This is a genomic window from Lysinibacillus sp. RU7 (genome assembly GCF_057837305.1).
On sequence record NZ_JBYQFK010000001.1, the window covers coordinates 114,202 to 137,973 of the forward strand.

A 23,772-nucleotide genomic window follows, 5' to 3' on the forward strand; every position below is an offset into this window, starting at 1 on the left:
AACATATCATTTGAGTCCGTTTTAGTCGAGATGTGCCTTTGTTAATGTTACAATGAAATCAATGAAAACGACAAGTGGGGGGCACATAAATGAAAAAGTTTGAAGAAAAAACGATTCATTCACAACCGATTTATCATGGCAAAGTGATTTCCTTAAAAGTAGATGACGTGACATTGCCAAATGGTGAAACGAGTAAGCGTGAGATTGTCAATCATCCAGGGGCAGTAGCGGTTATTGCGATAACGGAGGAAGGAAAATTAGTCGTTGTAGAGCAGTACCGAAAAGCGTTAGAACGTTCGATTATTGAAATTCCAGCAGGGAAATTGGAGCCTGGGGAACTTCCCGAGGTGACGGCTGTTCGCGAACTAGAAGAAGAGACGGGATATGGGTGCAAGGAACTTACATATTTACAATCATTTGCAACATCTCCTGGATTTGCAGATGAGATTATTCATTTATTTGTCGCGCGTGGTTTATATCAAATCGAGAATCGCGCGGCAATGGATGAAGATGAGTTTGTAGAGTTAATGGAGATTACAATCGAAGAGGGCGAGCAAATGGTAGCCAGTCAAAAAATCTTTGATGCTAAAACAGCATTCGCTATTTTATGGTTGAAAATGCAAGCATAAACTTTGTCGAATAGAGGCTATTACGATAGTAAATCGTTATATGAATCGTCTAAAAATGTAGAGCATGTTCTCTATAAATGGATAGTCATATCCCCCATATCCGTGCATACAGTGTAGGACAAGGGGGGACGAGATGCGTAAAAGTACGTTATGGCAAAATACAGCAATGATTGCCGTCAGCTTTATAGCGGGCGTTGCATTTTTTCAATTATTTTCACTTGAGCAAGCGACTCAAGTCATAAATATAATGGACAAGCGAATACTACTGGAGAAAACACCGACTATATGGCAATCCATGTTACCATTAGCCATTACAGTGAGCATTGTGCTATTATTTGCCACACATCCATATTTTTTTGGTCTAGCTAAAATTGCGATTGCCATAAAAACATGCTTTTTTGGCTTTAGTTCCGTGTATTTACTCGCTCAAAAAAATGAGTTACTCGCATATGGCATATGGTGGTTTCCGTTTCAGTTTTTATATATTGTCGTACTTGTTTTACTATGTGAATTTATAGCATCCGCTCCTAAATTCGCAAAAAATAAAGAGCGCTCTTCACTCAAGATTAGCGTCACGGTTTTTATACTTATTAGTTTGCTATTTTTTGTAGAAATCGTCGTCATTTCGTACGTTTTTAAATGAATCATTATCTTGTAATAAGTTTCGCTCATTTGGTATAATGAAAAGAGTTTAGGAGGGCGTCGCATGGAGAGCCGTATTGATCGAATTAAAAAGCAATTACATAGTGCTAGCTATAAGCTGACGCCACAGCGAGAAGCAACGGTAGCAGTTTTACTCGAGCATGAAGAAGACCATTTGAGCGCAGAAGATGTTTACTTATTAGTAAAAGAGAAAGCTCCAGAAATTGGTTTGGCAACCGTGTATCGTACATTAGAGCTGCTAACAGAGCTGAAGGTTGTCGATAAAATTAATTTTGGTGATGGTGTATCACGCTATGATTTACGTCAAGAGGGCGCGACACACTTCCATCATCATTTAGTTTGTATCGAATGTGGTGCAGTGGATGAAATCCAGGAAGACTTACTGGAAGATGTAGAACAAATTGTAGAAAAACGTTGGAAGTTTATCATCAAAGATCACCGATTAACTTTCCACGGTATTTGTCATCGTTGTCAAGATAACGACGAGGAGTAGTACTAAAAAAGGAACAGCTTGAGGGGGCTGTTCCTTTTTTATTTTGTCAAAATTTCATTTGAATTGTAATAGTGTTGTTAGCGAAATGAATATCCTGCCATTGAAGATTGAAGACCTAGCAATGCACCTTTTCGTGCACCTGTAAATGCTAAAACGTGAAACAGTATACTGTATGTGATGTTTTCGCTTTTTTGTCCATCATTTAGCAATAGATTTAGCTCGGCTTCGGTTAAAAACTTTGCACTGTTTTCTTGATTTGAGCAGGGCTTTGAGTTTGTCTATAAAACGGTGGTTAAATAGTTGTTGGATTTCTTTAAATTAGGCTCTATTAAATTTCAACCTTGATTAGCGAATCTTAATAGAACTCAACATGTCTTTTTTGTTCAGAAACTGAGGTGAATTTTTTGAAATCTCGTATTAATTTGAAGAGGAATTCTGAGTCAATTTGAAATCCACCAGTCAATGTATTGATTATGGATACTTCGCTATTAAATTTAGAATTTGATAGGGAGTAAAAGGCGACAATATCTCCTTTTTTATTGTAGCTTTCAAACGTAATGTTGAAATCTTCGTAAGTCATCGCACTTAAACAAGCCTTACCTTGTCTCGTTTTTTCTAACTCTTCCAAAGCCTCAATAAATGAATGTAAATCAGAAAGTGAAAACCATACATCCGTATTCCATCCAATAAATTCATTATCTATGACCTCAATTGTACAAGACAAACTTGATAGTCGTTTATGTATATATTCGACAAGTGTAAAGGTCATATGAAAAGATTTATTATTTGAAATAATCCTGAAATCATAATCAGTTTTTGGGTTAAACATTATTTCACCTCAATATTTTTAAACTATGAACTTTGACTTCCTTAAACTACGATAAGTATCGGTCATTTCAAATACAAATGAAGTTAATGGTAATATATGTTTGTGGATTTGCTCGCTGTGAGTTGCAAATAAAGAAAGTCCAAGAAAAGCCGATTCTATACAATGCTCATATAGATGTTGCTACTGTTTGCGTTTCGAATCCAGTATAATACATACTACAAGGTTTTTCGTATAAAAGGAGACGTTTTATGGAAGCATTTACATATCCAATTGAAGATTATATTCATTTTATTCGTGTGGAAAGGCAGTTATCGAATAATACGTTAGCATCCTATCGACGTGATTTAGTGGCGTATGCACAGCATTTACAAGAGGTGCAGCAAGTAAAGAGCTTTAATGACGTGACACGGGCGCATATTTTATTGCACCTGCAAAATTTGCGGACAGAAGGAAAAACGGCGCGTACAGTAGCACGTCATATTTCTTCTATTAGGTCGTTTCACCAGTTTTTATTGCGCGAAAAGGTGACGACTACCGATCCGACTGTCCATCTTGAAATGCCACAATTGGAGCAAAAGCTACCGAAAGTATTGTCTATTGAGGAAATCGATGCGTTAATCTCCGCACCAGACCGTTCCAAACCACAGGGCATTCGTGATGTGGCCATGTTAGAGCTGTTATATGCATCAGGTATGCGTATTTCGGAGTTAATTGAGTTAAACTTAGAAGATATCCATTTAACAATGGGCTTTGTACGGGTGTTTGGGAAAGGCGGCAAGGAGCGCATTATTCCGCTCGGACGCGGTGCATTACATGCCGTCAGTAAGTATTTAGAGCGTGCACGCTATGAGCTACAAGGTAGCTATCCAAAAACAGATGCGTTGTTTATTAATCGAAGAGGAAAACGGCTGACGCGGCAAGGCTGCTGGAAATTGTTGAAGCAGCATGCACAGGCGGCTCATATCCAAAAAGAATTAACACCGCACGTATTAAGACATTCCTTTGCGACACATTTAATTGAAAATGGTGCTGATTTACGTGCTGTTCAAGAGATGCTAGGTCATGCAGATATTTCGACAACGCAAATTTACACACATGTGAGTAAAACACGTTTATCCGAGGTATATAAACAATTCCATCCAAGAGCGTAATGGAATTTAGGTGTAACTTAGCGAAAAAGATACACTGTGTCGGATGTCTGACCTTTATTTATTTTGTATTTTTGATAAAATATACTAGTAGTAAAGAGGAGGACGTATATAAGATGAAACCATTTAAAAAAATACATTTAATCGTCATGGATTCGGTTGGCATTGGAGAAGCGCCAGATGCAGCCCAGTTCGGTGACGTTGGATCAGATACACTGGGGCATATTGCAGAAAAAATGAACGGACTTCATATGCCAAATATGTCTTCGTTAGGCTTAGCAAATATTCGTGAAATAAAAGGAATTACGCCTACAGATACGCCAAAAGCGTACTACGGGATGATGCAAGAAGCGTCTGTCGGCAAAGATACGATGACAGGTCATTGGGAGATTATGGGGCTGAATATTGATAAGCCGTTTAAAGTGTACCCAGAAGGCTTCCCGCAATCATTAATCGAAGAGCTTGAAAAACGGACGGGTCGTAAAGTGCTTTGCAATAAGCCGTATAGTGGGACAGCGGTGATCGATGACTACGGTAAGGAGCATATGGAAATGGGTGCCATTATCGTTTATACATCAGCGGATCCTGTACTGCAAATTGCGGCACATGAAGAAGTTATTCCACTTGAGGAATTGTATAACATTTGCGAAATTGCACGTGAGCTCACATTAGACCCGCAATATTTAGTAGGTCGCGTGATTGCGCGTCCTTTCGTTGGTGAGGTAGGGAATTTCACACGTACTCCGAATCGTCATGATTATGCATTATCGCCGTTTGGTCGCACAACGATGAACGAATTAAAAGATGCAGGTTTGGATGTCATTGCGATTGGGAAAATTTCAGATATTTATAACGGTGAAGGTGTAACAGAAGCCGTTCGTACGAAAAGTAATACGGATGGCATGGATCGACTAAATGAAATTGTACGACGTGATTTCCATGGGTTAAGCTTTTTAAATTTAGTGGATTTTGATGCAAGTTTTGGTCACCGTCGTGATCCAATTGGTTACGGGGAAGCGTTAGAAGAATTTGACCGTCGTTTACCAGAAGTAATGGAAGCTATGTCAGAGGATGAGCTATTAATTATTACAGCAGACCATGGTAATGACCCGACATTCCCAGGTACAGACCATACACGTGAATACGTGCCATTAATTGTTTACTCGCCGCGTTTTGAAGTAGGTGGACCATTACCACTTCGTCAAACATTTGCGGATATTGCGGCAACAGTAGCAGAAAACTTCGACGTAAAACGACCTGCATTCGGCACGAGTTTTTTAGCGAGCTTAAAATAAGTACAAATTGACGGGGAGTGGGAAAGATGAATATTTTATCTATTATTGAAAAAAAGAAACATCAACAACCATTAACAAAAGAAGAAATTCAATTTTTTGTGAGCGGTTATACAAAAGAAGAAATCCCGGATTATCAAATCTCCTCATTGCTGATGGCCATTCGTTTAAACGGTATGGACGATGAAGAAATGTTTTATTTAACAGAAGCAATGGTCAACTCTGGCGATGTCATTCATTTATCGGAGATTGAAGGCTTCAAAGTAGATAAGCATTCGACAGGGGGCGTGGGCGATAAAGTAACATTAATCGTAGCCCCAATCCTCGCAGCCTTGAATATTCCGGTGGCAAAATTTAGTGGGCGCGGTTTAGGGATTACAGGTGGCACAGTGGATAAGCTAGAGTCCATTCAAGGGTTTAACGTAGAGTTAAGCCAACAAGATTTTATTGACAATGTGAAAAAGCATCATATTGCGGTTGCGGGTCAAACAGGCAATTTATGCCCAGCAGATAAAAAATTATATGCATTACGTGATGTCACAGGTACAGTCGATTCAATCCCTTTAATCGCTTCTTCTATTATTAGTAAAAAAATTGCGAGTGGCTCTGACGGCATCGTGTTAGATGTGAAATACGGGAACGGCGCGTTTATGAAGACACAGGAAGATGCGAAAGTACTGGCTGAGAAAATGTGTGAAATCGGGCGACGATTTGGTCGTAAAGTGGTGTATACACTAAGCGATATGAACAATCCACTTGGTCGCTATATTGGCAATAAAGTAGAGGTTGTCGAGGCACTTGATGTGTTAAGTGGAAATGTAGCGAATACACATGCTGACTTAATCGATGATTGTGTGGAAGTAGCTTCATTGATGTATATGCTCGCAACAGACTGCACAAAAGAAGTCGCAATGGAAAAAGTAAAGGCAGTTATGGTGAACGGCCAAGCGCGGGACAAATTTTTAGAGTTTGTGCAAGCGCAGGGCGGACAGGTAGCAGATCTCAAAACAAATGCAACAGCATACACAGTAGAAATGACGGCGAATGCTGCTGGAACAATCGCAAGTGTGGACGCACTAGCGATTGGCGAACTATCCGTCATGTTAGGTGCGGGTCGTTTAACGAAAGAGTCAAAGCTTGATTTTGATGCCGGCATTAAAATTGTCGCAAAACAAGGCGACACAGTACAAACAGGTGACACATTAGCTGTTGTTTATGCCAACATTCCTGTAACAGATGAAATGAAAGAAAAAGCAGTTTCTGCATTTACTATTCAATAATTATATAAGCGAAGAGGTCACGTATATTTTTATACATGACCTCTTCTTTTTGTTGTGATAAATATGGTATAATATGAATTGAATTCTATCGAAAATGCAGAAAGTTTGTAAATACTTAAAAAGAAGGGATTGTATGGGTTTTTGGTCAGGACGATTTGAAGGATATTCTTTCAATCATTTTAAAAAGGATGTATTATCAGGTACGATTGTAGGGATTGTCGCAGTACCGCTCGCCATGTCTTTCGCGATTGCTTCAGGCGTGAAGCCAGAGTACGGAATTTATACAGCAATTATTGCGGGTATTTTAATTTCGCTACTAGGTGGCTCGAAATATCAGATTGGTGGCCCTACTGGCGCATTCGTTCCTATCTTACTTGGTATCGTACTCGTGTATGGGTATGAAAATTTATTAATTGCCGGATTGATGGCCGGGATTATGCTTGTATTAATGGGGGTATTCAAATTAGGATCGCTCATTAAATTTATTCCGCGCCCTGTGACGGTTGGATTTACGGCAGGGATCGCAGTCATTATTTTTACTGGTCAAATAGGCAATTTTCTCGGGTTAACAGGTCTCGAGCAGCATGAGTATTTTTTAGCAAATGTAAAAGAGATTGCTACTCATCTAGACACGTTTCAGCTAAAAAGTATGTTCATAGCGGGACTTAGTTTAGCGCTTATTTTAGTAACGCCGAAAGTAGCACCAAAAGTCCCAGGTGCGTTAGTCGGCATCATTGTGTCGACGGTAGTGACAGCGATGTTCTTTAATGGACAAGTCGCTACAATTGGTTCAACATACGGAGCGATTCCGAATACATTACCGGAGTTCCGTATGCCTGAAATCACATGGGACCGCATTTATGTGTTGCTTGGACCAGCGTTTGTCATAGCGATGCTCGGTGGTATTGAGTCACTTCTTTCAGCTGTTGTAGCAGACGGTATGACGAATAGCAAACATAATAGTAATCGGGAGTTAATTGGACAAGGGATTGCCAATATCGTAACACCGTTTTTTGGAGGGATTCCTGCAACTGGCGCAATTGCCCGAACAGCGACGAATATTCGTTCAGGGGCAACGTCGCCTATGTCAGGTGTCATTCACGGCGTATTTGTCTTATTAACACTGCTTGTGCTGGCTCCATATGCGGTACATATTCCATTAGCAAGTCTTGCACCTGTATTAATGGTTGTTGCTTGGAATATGAGTGAACGCCATCATTTTGCCCATATTTTAAAGTTAAAATCTGGGGACTCACTTGTACTTGTGACTACGTTTTTATTAACGGTGTTAACAAGTTTAACGCTAGCTGTTGAGATTGGCTTAGGGATTGCGATTGTGTTATTTGCAAAACGGATGAGTGATATTTTAGTCGTGAAAAAAGTACTTCCAGATCACAGTACGAAGCAAGGGAAAGTAGTCCCCCATGTTGTAACGGATACGCATGATTGTCCGCAAATTAGTATTTATACAATTGAGGGACCGCTCTTTTTTGGGGCGGCACAAACGTTTGAACGTGCTATTTTGTCATCACTTCAGCCTAAACCACAAGTACTGATTTTACGGATGCGAAAAGTGCCGTTTATTGATACGACAGGGGAGGAATATTTCCGAAATGTTGTGCGAAGCTTCCAAACATCAGGCGGGACATTATTGGTAACGGGTGTACACCCAACACTAAGGGCCATTTTAGATGCGAATGGGCTGGCCAAGAAAATCGGAAAAGACCATTTCTTCTATAATACAGGTGATGCGATTGAAGAGGCGATTGGGCATATTCATTATGAGCAATGTTTAGGGTGCAAACACTTTGCCTTTAAAGAATGTACAAAGCTCTCTATTGGAGAACCGTCAGAAATAAAAGTGAATTATGTGGAAGCAATCAACTAGCAAGGTCTATAGGGGCCTTGCTTTTTTGTTGTGTAGGCAATTATAAAGGAAGGTAACAATTGTTGAAAAAGAGTCGTTTCCTGATACCTCCCTATGTACGACCAACACGCTTGTCGAAGGTTAGCATTTTTGTCTAGATAAGTATAAGTTTTGGCGTTTAAAAAATGCATATAATTCCTATACTGAACGTACACCCTTTGTCTATTAAGCACTACTTTCGCAGAATGAACACTAGTTTTGTCGTATGGAAAGGATATTTACCCTTGCTCTAGAAGTTATATGGGGCGAAGGAGGAGAAGCGATGAAATGTAAAATCACAATGTATCCAAACGAAGTAGCAGTCATTAAATTGTATGGAGAGCTTGATCATCATGAAGTAGAAAAAGTGCGTTCGCAAATTTCAATGACCATTTTACAAGGAAACTTAAAAACACTTATTTGGAATTTAGAATATTTACAGTTTATGGATAGTGCGGGCGTTGGTTTAATTTTAGGGCGCATGCGTGAATTACACGCTGTGAATGGGCGCACTATTATTTTAAATCCCTCGCCAACTATGGAGAAAATTTTCCGTTTTTCGGGATTAGCAGCTTATATGATGCATGGAGGAGAAGATATGGCAATTTCACAAGCAAGGGGGATTGTGAATGGATAACGAAATGACACTTTCATTTTTAGCGAAAAGTCAAAATGAAAGTTTAGCGCGACTGGCGATTACAAGTTTTATCGCACAAATTGACCCAACGATCGATGAATTAGCAGAGTGTAAAACGATTGTATCGGAAGCGGTGTCCAATGCGATTATTCATGGCTATGACGGGGCAGATGGTGTTGTAACAGTTCGTGCCGTATTAGACGGAGATATGTTAACTGTATCGATTAAAGATGAAGGACGTGGTATTCCTGATATTGCGTCAGCGAGGGAGCCATTATTTACGACAAAAGGGCATGAAGAGCGTTCGGGTATGGGCTTTACAATTATGGAAAGCTTCTCGGATGAGCTTCATATTGAGTCGCATGTAGGCCATGGTACAACGATTACGTTTACAAAAAAATTTTCGCCCGTGCAGGCGGTTGCGATGTGACGAAATAGGGGGATGAAGACAATCGAACAGCCGTCAGAAACATTATTAACACAGGAGGAAATGCGAGAGTTAATTGCGCGGGCACAGGCAGGAGACGACGAGGCACGTAAAAAAATGATTGAAGGCAATACACGGCTTGTTTGGTCCATCGTGCAACGCTTTTCTTCTCGTGGGATTGAATTGGATGATTTATTTCAGATTGGTTGTATAGGTCTTATGAAATCGGTTGATAAATTTGACTTGAAATATGAAGTGAAATTTTCAACATATGCAGTGCCAATGATTATTGGCGAAATTCAGCGTTTTTTGCGAGATGACGGCATGGTGAAAGTGAGCCGTTCCATTCGTGAGCTCAATTTTAAAATTCGTCATGCGACAGAAAATTATATGAAAACGAATGAAAAACCGCCATCAATGGCAGAATTAGCGGACATACTACAAGTGTCAGTTGATGACATTATTATGGCAACGGATGCGATGCGTGATCCAGCTTCTCTTCACGAACAGTTGTATGAAAATGACGGTGATTCTGTTACCTTAATGGATCAAATGCGAGACGAGAAATCACAGTTGCCATTCGATTATATTCCGTTGAAGGAGGTGCTAAAACGCTTAGGAAAGCGTGAACAATCCATCATTTATTTGCGTTATTTTGTAGATTTAACGCAGACGGAAATTGCTGAGCGTTTAGGAATATCACAAGTACAAGTATCGCGCCTCGAGAAGAAAATATTGGCTCAGCTCAAAGTTTGGATGGAGGCGACTACAAAAAAGACGGTGTATAAATGAGCAATAAGTTATTTACTTCCTTAGAAGATGGACGTCAATATTGCGAAGATATATTAGGAAAAGGCAAGACGTTTGATATTGTGATTCAACGAGTGCATATTCGTGATTTAGCGGTGTTAATTGTTTACGTGAGTGGACTTGTGAACAATGATAGTGTCGCGAACTTATTAACCCATCTGCAGCATGAAGGAACAGCGCATCTGCATGAAGCAAAAGATGAAAATGAATATTTTTATGATCATTTCAACTTTCAAGGCATGACGCCAATGGAAGAAAGAGATGCCTTTATTACGGGAGTATTAAGCGGGCAAGTTGGATTCATCACAAAAAGCGGTTATTGCTTTATTACGGAATTTAGGAACTACCCTGGACGCAATCCGGAAGAACCTGCGAATGAGCGAGTCATTCGTGGAGCACGTGATGGGTTTGCTGAAAATATTATTATCAATGCAGCACTTGTGCGACGACGCATTCGGAGTCCGAAACTACGACTCGAAATGCAAAAAATCTCGACATTAGGGGAAACAGACGTTGCGATCTGTTATATGGAAGATATCGTAAACGGAGAGCACTTGGAATGGGTGAAAAAACGTCTTGAACAAATTCATCACGATGGACTGACAATGGCAGATAAATCGTTAGAGGAATGGATGTTCAAACAAAAATTTCACCCCGTTCCGTTTGTCAGGTATTCCGAACGACCGGATATTGTAGCAGCCCATTTATTAGAAGGACATATTGCGATTATTGTCGATACTTCACCATCTGTTATTTTACTTCCGGTCTCAATGTTCCATTTATTGATGCATGCAGAGGAGTATCGTCAAGCGCCATTAATTGGCACCGTGATGCGTGGACTCCGTTATTTTGCCGCCCTGTTTAGCTTATTCTTAATACCGCTTTGGTATTTACTAGCGACCAATACGGAAAATCTACCGGAGAAAATATCGTTCATTGGGGTAAAGGAAGCGTCAGAAGTTCCGCTTTATTTACAACTCGTGCTCGTGGATATAGGGATTGAATTTTTAAGGATTGCCGCCATTCATACGCCGACACCGTTATCGACAGCAATGGGGTTAATTGCTGGTATTATGATCGGGGATATTGCGATTAATGTTGGACTGTTTTCACCGGAAGCTATTTTATATAGCTCCATTGCAGCCGTATTTACGTTCGCCATTCCTCATTATGAGTTAAGTATTTCGGTGAAGGTATTCCGACAAATTTTACTGGCTGCTACGGCTTTATTTGCTGCGAATGGGTTCTTTATTATGAGTTTTCTAATTTTTGTGTATTTATGCACTTTACGCCCGATGAATATTCCGTATTTATGGCCGGTAGTACCATTTTTCCCAAATGCGTTTAAACGTATCATCATCAGGTTCCCGATGGCCGATGAAGCGCTTAGACCATATATTGTTGGGGCTAAAAATCGTAAGCGTGGGTGAATAAATATAGTTTAATTGCGTATTTTTATTCGTAAAAATTAAAAAAATGCATAAACATACGTTGCAGTCCGTCCTTTGCTATGTTAAAGTTCTCGTATAATATTTTGAGACTTTTATGAAAATGAGCGAATGCTTTTTTTCAAGTAGTAGAGGAGAGAGCGCAATGCATTTATATGGAACACAGCAAATTGAAAACGGTCATTTAACAATTGGTGGTGTCGATACAGTTGAGTTAGCAAAACAGTATGGTACACCACTATTTGTGTATGATACGGCGTTAATTCGCAAGCGTGCACGCGGTTTTAAAGATACGTTTGAAAACTTAGGTGTAACAGCACAAGTTGCGTATGCATCGAAAGCGTTTGCGTGTGTGGCTGCGTATCAATTAGCAGCGCAAGAAAATCTTTCGTTAGATGTTGTGTCTGGTGGCGAGTTATATACCGCGATTAAAGCAGGGTTCCCGGCAGAACGCATTCATTTCCATGGCAATAATAAGTCGGTGGCGGAGCTAGAAATGGCGTTTGACACAAAAATCGGTTGCATCGTTGTGGATAACTTTTATGAAATTGCTTTATTAAAAGAAATTGCTGAAGCAAAACAACAAAAAATGAATATTTTACTTCGTGTAACACCAGGAGTAGAAGCACATACACATGATTTCATCACGACAGGTCAAGCGGATTCAAAGTTTGGTTTTGATTTGAATAATGGACAGACGGATGAGGCTTTTGCGCAAGTAAAAGACCATGCATACTTAAATTTACTAGGGTTACACTGCCATATTGGATCGCAAATTTTTGAAACAGATGGCTTTACATTAGCCGCTAGTAAAGTAATGAATAAAATGGGTACTTGGAAACAGGAACATGGCTTCGAGTGCTCAGTACTTAATCTTGGCGGTGGTTTTGGTATTCGCTATACAGAAGAAGATAAGCCACTTGAGCCGCATGTGTACGTAGAAGAGATGATTAAATCTGTACAAGCGGAGGCAGAAGCGGTAAAATTAGCGATGCCGGAGATTTGGATTGAGCCAGGTCGTTCGCTTGTAGGGGATGCAGGTACATCACTTTATACAGTTGGTTCACACAAAACAGTGCCAGGTGTGCGTGAGTATATCGCTGTTGATGGGGGAATGAGTGATAATATTCGTCCTGCGTTGTACGATGCGAAATATGAAGCAATCATCGCAAATAAGGCCGATGAAGCGAAGGATGCAACGTATACAGTTGCAGGAAAGCTTTGTGAATCTGGTGATAAGTTGATGATTGATGCAGCACTACAAAAAGCTGAATCTGGTGATGTTTTAGCGATGTTCTGCACAGGTGCATACGGATATTCCATGGCGTCAAATTACAATCGTGTACCACGCCCGGCCGTTGTATTTGTAGAAGCAGGTGAGCATCAATTAGCTATCAAGCGCGAAAGCTATGATGACATCGTTGTAAATGATCTCCCGTTAGTTTTAAAAAAGGGTGAGTAATCTTTGAAAATATCGAAACAGGCTAAGTGGGGTCTTGGATTGTTATTTGGGGTTTTAGCTTGGGCACTTTTATTCATCTACGTCATTAGTCCATTAATTGCAATGTTTAACGGTGAATAGGCCTTTATATTGTAATCAACACTACAGACTTGTCTTGGGAAATTGTGTTATTGCATTTCAGAAGCGGTTTTGGTAGGATGTGCAATGGTAGAATTGAGGGAATGTGACAATGCTAGTACGGTATAAAAAGGCGCTAGAGAAAATCGCAATGGGGTTACTATCTTTTATGCCTCAAGAAAAAGATGTGAAGCGCCTAATGGAAACAATTCAGCAGTATGAACAATTAGATCATTGGATGCTTTATTTATGGAAAAAGGATGAAGAATATGTGGGGATTGTTGGGGTTTTAGCTGAAGAAACAGTTGCAACAATTCAACATATTACGGTTATTCCATCGTATCGTGGGGAAGGTGTAGCGCTTGGTATGCTACAAGAACTTTACGATTTAGAAATGTTTACGCATATTCAACCGAATGAAGAAACAGCACCTTTTTTAGAAAAATGCATACCAATCATAAAAGAAGCTGAGTGTAATTAGCACTCAGCTTCTTTTCTTTTTATTTTTTACTATTTTTTGTGCACGTGCTTCAAGTATGTCGGAGCGGTCACGTAGCATATGCTTATGAAGAAGAAAATGCGCATCCTTCTTCGTCAATGTCGCGATCTTTTCTGCAATCATTCGTTCAAACGCTTCATCGATCAATGGAAGTGGAAAAGATTGAAAAGGCTGTTCTTGTTCAATTTGCGAAATAGATTGTGAGATTCGCTCTGCTAATAATGGAAAGTGGAACGGGTGCAAGAAGGCGGATGCTTGATTGGTTAGTAAATTTTTTTGTGCTTTTCGTAAAATTTTTGTTGCACCATTCAAGTTATGACGGCGCCAGTGATACATACCTGTTGCCAATTGGACAAGTCCGACGAGTACATGTTCTTTATCGCCAGGAGCAATGTCTTTCCAATATTCTTCTAATACTTCATGACATTCAAAATAATCGTGATTACCGTTAAAATATGTACAATAATCAACAAACAGTGGGTGCATATATGGCAAATGAATCACCTTTCCTCTATACTATTGATGAGCTATTTTAGTGGATTCGAAAGTAAAAGCTTTTAAGGAAATCCACAAAAATATGCTGACAACTCGCGCTATTTGTGCGTGAATTGTATTTTTAATGAAAATGACAGGTGGCATACAGATGAGCTATGAAGTAAAACTAGAAGCATTTACAGGTCCACTCGATTTATTATTACATTTAATTCACCGATTGGAAATTGATATATACGATATCCCAATGGCTGAGCTCACAGCACAATACATTGAACATATACATGCTATGCAGGAATTAGAATTAAATGAAGCAAGTGAATACTTAGTGATGGCCGCGACGTTACTTGCGATTAAAAGTCGTATGTTGCTACCCATTCATGAAGGTGAAATCGAAGAGACGGACTTTATAGAAGATGGTCCTGACCCTCGTGAAGAGCTTGTATCACGCTTAATCGAGTATAAAAAGTATAAGGAAGCAGCGTCTACCTTACAAACATTAGAAGAACAACGTGCACAAGTGTATACTCGTCCACCAGCAGATCTTTCAGAATACACTCCGACTGAATCATCTATACTATTTGAAACAGATGTCAATGTGTATGACATGTTATCAGCGTTTCAAAAACTACTACGTCGTAAGCAATTAAAAAAACCATTAACAACGCGTGTAGCGAGACAAGAAATTTCTATTAAGGATCATATGTTTGCAGTCGTGAATCGGTTGAAGGTCAGCGGTGGTCGTATGACATTTACGCAATTATTCCCGTATGAGGATAAACAAACATTAATCGTCACATTTTTGTCATTACTTGAATTGATGAAACGCCAAGTCGTTTTTGTAGAGCAATCCAATAATTTCGAAGAACTAACCGTATTACTACAAAAGGAGGAAATTGGCGATGGACTCGAAGAACTTGATGAGTAGAATTGAAGCATTATTATTTGTTGCGGGAGATGATGGTATAACAGCGCGCCAACTTGCACAATATTTAGAAGTAGAGGTGATGGATATTGAAGCAGGATTAAGTGAGCTTGAGACGAAATATAATGAAGCAGAAGAGCATGGGATTACAATTAAACAACTTGCAGGTACATACCAATTGACGACAAAGCAGTCGGTTGCGGAAACACTTCAAAAACTTGTGGAAAATCCGACGAGTCAAGTGTTAACATCAGCCTCTCTGGAAGTACTTGCGATTATAGCATATAAGCAGCCAATTACACGTGCAGAAGTGGAAGATTTACGTGGAGTGAAGAGTGAACGTCCCATTCAAACGCTCGTATCAAAAGCACTCGTGCAAGAAGTAGGGCGTGCGGAAGGAACAGGACGGGCTATTCTTTACGGTACGACGAAGGAGTTTTTAAACTACTTTGGCTTAAAAAATATTTCTGAGCTACCTCCTCTACCAACGGAGGAATCAGAAGAAGAGGAAACGACAGATTTATTTATGACGAAATTCCAAGAAGCATTTAACGAATAAAATAAGGAGCGGTAAGTTGAAAAAACTTTTGTTTGTTTTATTCTTGTTGTTTGTGCCAGTCAGTGTAGAAGCAGCGTCTAGTTATGCCGTAGTGGATGCGGAAACGGGCCGCGTGCTAATGGGAGAAGCAGAAAATGAGCGGTTCCCCATTGCGAGTTTGACAAAAATGTGGACAGCCCTTGTGGCCATTGAGGAAGGGCATTTAGACGACATGGTCACAGTGTCCAAGCGGGCCGTTTATAGCGAAGGGTCTTCGATTTATTTAGAAGAGGGGCAACAAATCACGTTAGAAGAATTACTGTACGGTTTAATGCTACGTTCAGGGAATGATGCAGCGACAGCCATTGCTGAACATGTTGGTGGTTCGGTAGAAGGCTTTGTGAAACTGATGAATGATAAAGCGGTATTACATGGTTTAAGTGGCACGGTGTTTACTAATCCATCAGGGCTCCACCATGAGGAACATTTGGCGACAGCTGCTGATACGGCGAGGATGCTACAAATCGCTATGAAAAATGAGACGTTCCGTAAAATTGCCTCAACGGTTATATATAAAGGCAGTAAAACGACGTGGCAAAATAAGCATAAACTATTATCGCAAAACGTCGGTGCGGTGGCAGGGAAAACAGGGTATACGAAAGTGGCAGGTCGTACACTGGCTACCTATTTTGAACGTGGTGACAAAGCGTTTGTCGTTGTGACGATCAACGAATCAAACGATTGGGAAACGCATAAATTTATCGCTGATGCGATTGATCAACGTTACGAATCGTATACACTTGTAGAAAAAGGGGAATATCTTATTCCGAATGCGACCATTACAATCGAAAAACCCATTACACTGTTACTTACCGCACAAGAACGTGGTCATATTGAGCATATGCTGATCGCACAGCGTGACTATAAAAGAGCAATATGGCACGTTAAATTAAACAATGACATTCTGTTTTCAACAAGAGTGTCGATTAAAGAAGACAAGGGATAACGGCATGGCAGTTATTAAAACAACAATGAAGTAAACTTACTGAATGTTTAAGTTTAACCTATACAAAAATAGATAAAGGGAGGCAAAGTCGGGTTTTGGGCTTTGTCTTTTTCTTTAGTGAAATTTTGGTAAATGAATGATGAAAGCTATTTCTCTTTATGTTTCCGTCAAAATGTGACATAATTTTCAACAGATTAGAGGGAACAAATTAGTCTAGTCCCACGTCTAACGTGTGGCGTAAAAATCAATGAGGTGAACTTATGGAAAGACTACAAAAAGTCATTGCGTACGCAGGTATTGCGTCTCGTCGTAAAGCAGAACAATTAATTACAGAAGGGAAGGTTAAAGTAAACGGCAAGGTTGTGCGTGAGCTTGGAACAAAAGTTTCCAATTCAGACACAATTGAAGTAGAAGGTGTAAAGCTTGAAAAAGAAGATAAAGTATACTTCCTACTTTATAAACCAAAAGGCTATATTTCTGCGGTAACGGACGATAAAGGACGTAAAACGGTCGTGGATATTTTGAAAAAACGCGTACCAGAGCGCGTTTTCCCTGTTGGGCGTTTAGATTATGATACGACAGGCTTGTTATTATTAACAAATGACGGGGAGTTTTCATATCAGTTAACACACCCTAAATTCAAAATCGATAAAACGTACATTGCACGTGTCAAAGGTGTACCGACGATTGAAGGGTTAAAAAAATTACAGCGCGGCATTAAGCTAGAAGATGGGAAAACAGCTCCTGCGAAAGTAAGCATGACTTCATTTGACGAAAAAGCGGGCAAGGCAATCTGTGAAATTACTATCCATGAAGGTCGTAATCGTCAAGTACGCCGTATGTTCGAAGCGATTGGTACGCCAGTTGTGAAATTAAAACGTGAGCAATTCGCCTTTTTAACATTAGGTGATTTAAACCCAGGGGAATACCGTCCACTGACAAAGCAAGAGGTGAAATGGTTACGTGTACTAGCTGAAACAGGGCATGTAGATTTACACTAAACAGTTAGTGGAAACGTTCATAAATCCTTCAAAAACCGAAGAAGGCGTCTACGCTTTCTTTGGTATAATGGATAAGGGTTAAAGTCTCTGGCGGATGCCATTACGCCGAGGCGTAATCGATTAGGGAGGAATTGCGGAAATGGACAAGAAGCAAAAGCGTTCCATGACACGAGGTATTATTTTGGCCCTATTAGCAGTAGCTATTGGCTATACGATTTATGCATCAGTAACAAAAGACAAAGTAGACGTACTGCAAAGGGGTATGGATGCACCAGACTTTGAAGTGGTTGATTTAGAAGGCAATATCCATCGCTTATCGGATTATAAAGGACAAGGAGTCGTTTTAAACTTCTGGGGCACATGGTGTGAGCCATGTAAGCGTGAATTCCCTGCAATTGAACGACAATATAAAGCTTTTGAAGAGCAAGGTGTTCATGTGTTAGCTTTGAATATTGCGCAGTCTAACTTAGAAGTGAAAAATTATGTCAAGAATATGGGCATGACATTCCCTGTAGCAATTGATAAGACGAAAAGTGTCATGACAGCTTATAACGTGACAATATTACCAGCGACGATTTTAATTAATTCGGACGGCAAGGTAGAGCAAATTATTACGGGAGAGATGTCGGAGTCGCAAATCGTGGCTCATATGGAATCGATAAAACCGGAATAGGAGTTTTACGACATGGAAAAGGAAAAAATAAGGTGTGAATGTGGCCACGAAAATCCTATTGGTACGAAACTCTGTGCGTTATGTGGACGCGCATTAACCGAAGAAGAACAGCAAAAGAAACTTGCAGATATGCGTTACGATGGGATCGCCATTCGTTCAAAAACATATAACAAATCAATTATTGATAAAATCTGGAACTTTTTCTCGAGCGTAAAGGTTGGAATTACGTTAATTATTATTAATTTAATTGCGGCTTCCATTGGTACGATTTTGCCGCAAGAGTTTTATATTGATGCGGCGACAGAAGAAGCGAAGAAGATTTATTATACAGATCTTTATGGTACGTTTGGGACACTGTATTATAATTTAGGACTATCAGATGTGTATTCTTCCTGGTGGTTCCAAATTTTAGTGGCAATGCTCGGTGTATCAATTATTATCGCGAGTATTGACCGCGGGGTGCCTTTACATAAGTCTCTTAAAAATCAGCGTGTGAAACGACATGCGAGCTTTATGAAGCGTCAGCGTGTCATTGCTGAAGGGACACCAACTGTAGCACAAGCTAATACGCTTGAATTAGCAGAGCAAAAATTAAAAGCGCTTCGTTATAATGTGCATCGCGAAGGCAATGCATTAATGGCGGAGAAAAATCGTTTCTCACGTTATGGTCCTTATATTAATCATTTAGGTTTAATTATTTTTTTAGTTGCTGTGATGTTGCGTTTAGTACCGGGTTTCCACGTCGATGAATCGATTTGGGTGGCAGAAGGAGAATTACGTGCTGTTCCTGGAATGGACGGATATTTCATCTATAATGAAAACTTTATTTTAGAAACACATGAGGGGCAAGCGCAAGGTGAACAACTGAAACAAGGTGTCAACGTTGTTGCGAAAAACTTCCAGACAGATGCCATTCTGTATAAGCAAGCAGAAGGTTCATTACCAGGGCAAATTGATAATTTGGAAGAAGTCAAATCATCTGAAATTCGTGTAAATCATCCTTTAAAGCATGAGGGATATGCATTTTATCAAATGGATTACAGTTTAAATGAATTGCATAAAATGAAATTTGCTTTAACGAATAAAGCGACAGGAGAATCATTGGGGGATATTGTTATTGATTTAACGAATCCTGACACAGTCTATGAAATCGATGAAAATACAAAAGTAGAAATACTTTCATATGTACCGGATTTTGCTGGCTTTAAAGATGGTGAACCGCAAACAGCTTCTCCATCACCGAATAATCCGGCGTTTATTTTCCGTATGTATACACCTGAAACAACAGAAGGAGAGACGAGTTTTGTTGCGATTAAAAATACATTAGAGCCGCTTGGGGAGAATACATACAAGATGAGCTTCCAGGGTATTGAAACGCGCGATAAAACAGGTTTAACGATTCGTAAAGATAGTACGATTCCGGTTTTATTTGTCGGTGGTTTTATCTTTATGCTCGGTGTAGTGATTGGTTCGTACTGGGCACATCGCCGTGTTTGGATTGAAGAACTTGAAGATGGCACAATTCGTCTTGCTGCGCATACAAACAAAAACTGGTTTGGTATTAAGAAAGAGCTAGATGCCTTAACGGAGTTTGCGCATCTTCCAGCATATGTGGATCAGGTGGATTTAGAGAAAGAGAAGGAAAAAGAAAAGGAAGGTGACAACATCTTATGAGTTTAATCGAGGTGAGTGATAAGCTCTTATATGTCGCATTTATGTGTTATTTAATCGCAACATTTTTATTTGGTGGTGCGATTAAGCCAGCAAAAGAAAATGTGCCAAAGGGTGCTAGTAAATTAGGTACATTAGCGATTGCGATTACGATAATCGGTTTCTTATCGCATTTAGGTTACTTTATTACGCGTTGGATGTACACAGGTCACGCACCTGTAAGTAATATGTTTGAATTTACAACAGCATTCGGCATGTTCTTAGTATTTTCATTTATTATTATTTATTTCATGTATAAAGTATCGGCGTTAGGTGTTGTCGCATTACCGATTGCGATTTTAATTATCGGTTATGCAGCGATGTTCCCGTCAGAAACAAGCCCGCTTGTACCATCATTACAATCTGACTTTTTAGCAGTTCACGTTATTACAGCAGCGCTTGGCCAATCGATTTTATCTATTTCTGCTGTAGCAGGGATTCTTTACTTATTAAAAGCGGTTGATAAATCTGCAACATCAAAAGAGCGCTTATGGTTAGAAGTAGTCATGTATGTTTGTGTACTCGTTGTCGGCTTCGTTATTGCATCGGTAACATTTAATGGCATGGGCGTGGAAAGAACGTACCAATTTGTGAATAATGAAGGCAGTGTCACAACGGAAACGTACAATATGCCAACATTATTTATGTTTGAAGATGCCGTGCAAGTGGAAAAAAATGCGGAAGGTCAGTATGTTGAAACAACGGAACAAAATCTAGGTGTCATTCAATTACCACCGCTATTTGATTCACGTCAATTTACAATTGTATCATGGTCTATTTTATTTGGTTCCGTACTTTATGGATTACTCCGTTTAATTGGTCGCCGCAGCATTACAAGTATGGTGCAGCCGCTTGTGAGACGGGTTGATTTAACATTAGTTGATGAAATTGGCTACCGCTCCGTGTTAATTGGTTTCCCTGTCTTCACACTGGGTGCATTAATTTTTGCAATGATGTGGGCACAAATTGCATGGGGACGCTATTGGGGCTGGGACCCGAAAGAAGTATGGGCTCTAATTACATGGTTATTTTATGCAGCGTTCCTTCACCTGCGCCTGTCGAAAGGTTGGGAAGGTAAAAAGTCTGCTTGGTTAGCGATTGTTGGTTTTGCCATCGTAATGTTTAACCTTGTCGCTGTGAACTTAATCATCGCTGGTTTACACTCTTATGCATAATGTAGCGTAAATAAAGGACAAGGGGCCGCGTTTGCTGCTCCTTTTCTTTTCATTTCCTACCTGAAAATGTACAATAGAGAATAGAGAAAGATTGAAAGGGGATTCGTACTAGTGTCTGAAAATATTTCTGTATTAGTGGTAGATGACGAAGATCGTATTCGCCGCCTATTAAAAATGTATCTTGAACGTGAAGGATACATGGTAGATGAAGCGGAAAATGGAGAAGAAGCAATCGAAAAAGTATTTGAAAATGACTATCATTGTATTCTTTTAGATATTATGATGCCGGAAAAAGACGGCTTGCAAGTTTGTGAAGAAATTCGTGAAAAGAAAACAACACCGATTATTTTATTAACAGCAAAAGGTGAAGAAGCAAACCGTGTACAAGGGTTCGAACTAGGCGCGGATGATTATATTGTGAAACCGTTCAGCCCACGTGAAGTCGTATTACGTGTTAAGGCGATTTTGCGTCGTTCGGCTGCATTCTCACCCGTATCCAATCCGACGACATCAAAAGATTTAGTGGTGTTCCCGCATCTTACAATTGACCATGATGCACACCGCGTAACAGCGGAAGGGACAGAGGTCAATTTGACGCCGAAAGAGTATGAGTTACTGTACTTCCTAGCGAAATCTCCTGATAAAGTATTTGACCGTGAACAATTACTAAAAGAGGTTTGGCATTATGACTTCTTCGGTGACTTACGTACAGTGGACACGCATGTAAAGCGTTTACGTGAAAAGTTAAACCGCGTATCTGAAAATGCGGCAAAAATGATCGTAACAGTTTGGGGTGTCGGCTATAAATTCGAGGTCGTGAATGAATAGAATATGGAATAGTATTGTCGGGAAGCTATGGGTAACCATATTGCTTCTCGTTTCATTTGTCCTTTTTATTTTCACGGTATTTATGCTAGAGTTTTTAGAAAATTACCATAGTGAGCAAGCGGAAAGTTCACTTCGACAAACGGCATCTGCCATTGCTAGTATCGTAGATCAGCATGGGGCTGTGCAATCCCCAACGCAAATTATTAAAGATATACTCGATTATCATACAAATGCATTAATTGTGAATCCTCCTGGTAAAATCGAGTATGCGATTCAAGAAGGGATTAATCAAGAACAAATTCAACATTCGATTTTAGAAAATGAAGCATTTCAAGACATCTATGAAACAGATGACCCGATTTTAAAGGAAATCATTTTGCCGTCACAAACAGAAGAAGAGAAGATGGAGTCGTATGTGGTGTTGGGCTTTCCGCTAAAATCAGAAGATGAGTTGCACGGGGCAGTCTTTATTTATCAAAACCCTGCAGCGATGCATGAAACGAGTCAGCAAACAACAAAGCTAGTCTTTATTGCCGCATTCATTGCCTTTTTATTAACAACCTTTTTTGCTTTTTTCTTATCAAGCCGTATTACGTATCCGCTTCGCCAAATGCGAGAGCATGCGTTTCAATTATCGAAAGGGCGATTTGATTCACAAGTGCCAACGAAACAAAGTGGTGATGAAATCGGTCAACTTGCTGTCGCGTTTAATCAAATGGGCCGTCAGTTAAAGCATCATTTAGAAGTGATTAACCAAGAAAAAGAGCAATTATCGAGCATTTTGACATCGATGACGGATGCTGTCATTACATTTAATCGGGATCGTACCATTTTAGTTAGTAACCCACCTGCAGAAAAGTTATTACAAAAGTGGTTTATTAGTAAAGGGAGCCAAAGTGCACGACCGATGCCAGCTGAAATTTATCATATGCTGGATCATGTGCTTGATTTAGAGGATAAGATTGAGGAAGATCTCGACATTGCTGGCTCTTACTATAGCATTACGATTTCCCCTTTATATAGTGGTGAGTCTATTCGGGGGGCGGTGGCGGTGATACGAGATAAAACCGACCAGCATCGCTTAGAAAAGTTGCGTTCAGACTTTATCGCCAATGTATCGCATGAATTGCGTACACCAATTGCGATGTTGCAAGGATACTCTGAGGCTATTTTAGATGGTGTTGTACAGTCAGAAGAAGAGCGCAACGAAATGATTCGTATTATTTACGATGAATCGCAGCGGATGGGTCGTCTTGTGACCGATTTACTTGACCTTGCTCGTATGGAATCGGGACATTTGCGCTTATATAAAGAGCAAGTACCCATCGCAGTAGTACTCGAACGCATGACGCAAAAGTTTATGCAAGTCGCCAAAGAAAACCACATTCATTTGCAGTTTGCTTCAGAGCTACCAGAGGATGTGCTCATTTCATTAGATGAAGATCGCATTGAGCAAGTATTAACGAATTTAATTGATAATGCAATTCGTCATACACCAGCAGAAGGAACGGTAACCGTAGCACTCACAAATGAATTATCGTACGCGAAAATTTCGGTAAGTGATACAGGAATAGGTATACCACAAGACGATCTTCCTTATGTATTTGAACGTTTCTATAAAGCAGATAAGGCGCGTACTCGTTCAAAAGGTGGTACAGGTCTTGGGCTTGCCATTACCCGAAATATTGTAGAAGCACATGGAGGAAATATAAAAGTAGAGAGTGTCGAAAAGCAAGGGACAGTATTTACGTTTTATTTACCGATGTAATATAGTAAAAGGGGGT

Annotated in this window: 24 protein-coding genes; 22 read left to right on the forward strand and 2 right to left on the reverse strand. The window is 39.9% G+C overall.

Annotation, left to right across the window (positions count from 1 at the left end):
* Positions 1 to 89 precede the first annotated feature (89 nt).
* The 3 genes from AC3II9_RS00530 (at position 90) to fur (ending at position 1,785) form a co-directional block, all read left to right on the forward strand.
* On the forward strand, positions 90 to 629 hold the full coding sequence (locus tag AC3II9_RS00530; RefSeq protein WP_489152548.1) for an NUDIX domain-containing protein: 540 nt from the start codon (positions 90 to 92) through the stop codon (positions 627 to 629).
* 133 nt (positions 630 to 762) lie between these two features.
* Positions 763 to 1,272, forward strand: a complete 510-nt coding sequence (locus AC3II9_RS00535; RefSeq protein WP_489152549.1) for a hypothetical protein — start codon at positions 763 to 765, stop codon at positions 1,270 to 1,272.
* 63 nt (positions 1,273 to 1,335) lie between these two features.
* Positions 1,336 to 1,785 (forward strand): ferric iron uptake transcriptional regulator, encoded by a 450-nt coding sequence (gene fur, locus AC3II9_RS00540; RefSeq protein WP_391366781.1) that lies wholly within the window; start codon positions 1,336 to 1,338, stop codon positions 1,783 to 1,785.
* Between the two features lie 355 nt (positions 1,786 to 2,140).
* On the opposite strand, the gene AC3II9_RS00545 is transcribed toward fur, so the two are convergent.
* Entirely contained in the window at positions 2,141 to 2,614 is a 474-nt protein-coding gene (locus AC3II9_RS00545) for a WapI family immunity protein (RefSeq protein WP_489152550.1), read from the reverse strand.
* A gap of 248 nt (positions 2,615 to 2,862) precedes the next feature.
* Here AC3II9_RS00545 and xerD point away from each other — a divergent pair, with 248 nt between their 5' ends.
* From xerD to AC3II9_RS00595, 10 genes are all read left to right on the forward strand, one after another.
* Complete coding sequence (xerD, locus tag AC3II9_RS00550; RefSeq protein ID WP_489152551.1) at positions 2,863 to 3,765, forward strand: site-specific tyrosine recombinase XerD; 903 nt, start codon at positions 2,863 to 2,865, stop codon at positions 3,763 to 3,765.
* 113 nt (positions 3,766 to 3,878) lie between these two features.
* The gene (gene deoB / locus AC3II9_RS00555) at positions 3,879 to 5,057 is read left to right on the forward strand and encodes a phosphopentomutase (protein WP_489152552.1); all 1,179 of its coding nucleotides are present in this window, start codon (positions 3,879 to 3,881) and stop codon (positions 5,055 to 5,057) included.
* A gap of 26 nt (positions 5,058 to 5,083) precedes the next feature.
* On the forward strand, positions 5,084 to 6,334 hold the full coding sequence (locus AC3II9_RS00560; RefSeq protein WP_489152553.1) for a thymidine phosphorylase: 1,251 nt from the start codon (positions 5,084 to 5,086) through the stop codon (positions 6,332 to 6,334).
* A gap of 133 nt (positions 6,335 to 6,467) precedes the next feature.
* The gene (locus AC3II9_RS00565) at positions 6,468 to 8,222 is read left to right on the forward strand and encodes a SulP family inorganic anion transporter (RefSeq protein WP_489152554.1); all 1,755 of its coding nucleotides are present in this window, start codon (positions 6,468 to 6,470) and stop codon (positions 8,220 to 8,222) included.
* Between the two features lie 301 nt (positions 8,223 to 8,523).
* Positions 8,524 to 8,877 (forward strand): STAS domain-containing protein, encoded by a 354-nt coding sequence (locus AC3II9_RS00570; protein WP_391366819.1) that lies wholly within the window; start codon positions 8,524 to 8,526, stop codon positions 8,875 to 8,877.
* On the forward strand, positions 8,870 to 9,307 hold the full coding sequence (spoIIAB, locus tag AC3II9_RS00575; protein ID WP_489152555.1) for an anti-sigma F factor: 438 nt from the start codon (positions 8,870 to 8,872) through the stop codon (positions 9,305 to 9,307). Before AC3II9_RS00570 ends, spoIIAB begins: the two co-directional genes overlap by 8 nt.
* A 12-nt stretch (positions 9,308 to 9,319) precedes the next feature.
* The gene (locus tag AC3II9_RS00580; protein ID WP_391366822.1) at positions 9,320 to 10,096 is read left to right on the forward strand and encodes a SigF/SigG family RNA polymerase sporulation sigma factor; all 777 of its coding nucleotides are present in this window, start codon (positions 9,320 to 9,322) and stop codon (positions 10,094 to 10,096) included.
* On the forward strand, positions 10,093 to 11,544 hold the full coding sequence (locus AC3II9_RS00585) for a spore germination protein (RefSeq protein WP_489152556.1): 1,452 nt from the start codon (positions 10,093 to 10,095) through the stop codon (positions 11,542 to 11,544). The genes AC3II9_RS00580 and AC3II9_RS00585 overlap by 4 nt, the downstream gene beginning before the upstream one ends.
* Positions 11,545 to 11,707: 163 nt before the next feature.
* Positions 11,708 to 13,024: a diaminopimelate decarboxylase gene (gene lysA / locus AC3II9_RS00590; RefSeq protein ID WP_489152557.1), complete on the forward strand. Its 1,317-nt coding sequence runs from the start codon at positions 11,708 to 11,710 to the stop codon at positions 13,022 to 13,024.
* A gap of 229 nt (positions 13,025 to 13,253) precedes the next feature.
* Complete coding sequence (locus AC3II9_RS00595; RefSeq protein ID WP_489152558.1) at positions 13,254 to 13,622, forward strand: GNAT family N-acetyltransferase; 369 nt, start codon at positions 13,254 to 13,256, stop codon at positions 13,620 to 13,622.
* Positions 13,623 to 13,625: 3 nt separating this feature from the next.
* Here AC3II9_RS00595 and AC3II9_RS00600 read toward each other — a convergent pair whose 3' ends face one another.
* Positions 13,626 to 14,126, reverse strand: coding sequence for a DUF309 domain-containing protein (locus AC3II9_RS00600; protein ID WP_489152762.1), 501 nt, complete (start codon positions 14,124 to 14,126; stop codon positions 13,626 to 13,628).
* 157 nt (positions 14,127 to 14,283) lie between these two features.
* Here AC3II9_RS00600 and AC3II9_RS00605 point away from each other — a divergent pair, with 157 nt between their 5' ends.
* The 9 genes from AC3II9_RS00605 to AC3II9_RS00645 all read left to right on the forward strand — a co-directional run bounded on the left by AC3II9_RS00605 (position 14,284) and on the right by AC3II9_RS00645 (position 23,756).
* On the forward strand, positions 14,284 to 15,060 hold the full coding sequence (locus tag AC3II9_RS00605; RefSeq protein ID WP_391366831.1) for a segregation/condensation protein A: 777 nt from the start codon (positions 14,284 to 14,286) through the stop codon (positions 15,058 to 15,060).
* Positions 15,035 to 15,616 (forward strand): SMC-Scp complex subunit ScpB, encoded by a 582-nt coding sequence (scpB, locus tag AC3II9_RS00610; protein ID WP_489152559.1) that lies wholly within the window; start codon positions 15,035 to 15,037, stop codon positions 15,614 to 15,616. The genes AC3II9_RS00605 and scpB overlap by 26 nt, the downstream gene beginning before the upstream one ends.
* Positions 15,617 to 15,632: 16 nt before the next feature.
* Complete coding sequence (locus AC3II9_RS00615; protein ID WP_489152560.1) at positions 15,633 to 16,601, forward strand: D-alanyl-D-alanine carboxypeptidase family protein; 969 nt, start codon at positions 15,633 to 15,635, stop codon at positions 16,599 to 16,601.
* A gap of 260 nt (positions 16,602 to 16,861) precedes the next feature.
* Positions 16,862 to 17,602: a pseudouridine synthase gene (locus AC3II9_RS00620; RefSeq protein WP_431029623.1), complete on the forward strand. Its 741-nt coding sequence runs from the start codon at positions 16,862 to 16,864 to the stop codon at positions 17,600 to 17,602.
* A 139-nt stretch (positions 17,603 to 17,741) separates the two neighbouring features.
* Positions 17,742 to 18,275, forward strand: coding sequence for a thiol-disulfide oxidoreductase ResA (gene resA, locus AC3II9_RS00625; protein WP_489152561.1), 534 nt, complete (start codon positions 17,742 to 17,744; stop codon positions 18,273 to 18,275).
* Between the two features lie 12 nt (positions 18,276 to 18,287).
* Positions 18,288 to 19,949, forward strand: a complete 1,662-nt coding sequence (resB, locus tag AC3II9_RS00630) for a cytochrome c biogenesis protein ResB (RefSeq protein ID WP_489152562.1) — start codon at positions 18,288 to 18,290, stop codon at positions 19,947 to 19,949.
* On the forward strand, positions 19,946 to 21,160 hold the full coding sequence (ccsB, locus tag AC3II9_RS00635; RefSeq protein WP_489152563.1) for a c-type cytochrome biogenesis protein CcsB: 1,215 nt from the start codon (positions 19,946 to 19,948) through the stop codon (positions 21,158 to 21,160). Before resB ends, ccsB begins: the two co-directional genes overlap by 4 nt.
* A 111-nt stretch (positions 21,161 to 21,271) precedes the next feature.
* A complete protein-coding gene (locus tag AC3II9_RS00640) occupies positions 21,272 to 21,988 on the forward strand; it encodes a response regulator transcription factor (protein ID WP_489152564.1) in 717 nt (238 codons plus the stop codon).
* The gene (locus tag AC3II9_RS00645) at positions 21,981 to 23,756 is read left to right on the forward strand and encodes an ATP-binding protein (protein ID WP_489152565.1); all 1,776 of its coding nucleotides are present in this window, start codon (positions 21,981 to 21,983) and stop codon (positions 23,754 to 23,756) included. The genes AC3II9_RS00640 and AC3II9_RS00645 overlap by 8 nt, the downstream gene beginning before the upstream one ends.
* The last annotated feature ends 16 nt before the right edge of the window (positions 23,757 to 23,772 follow it).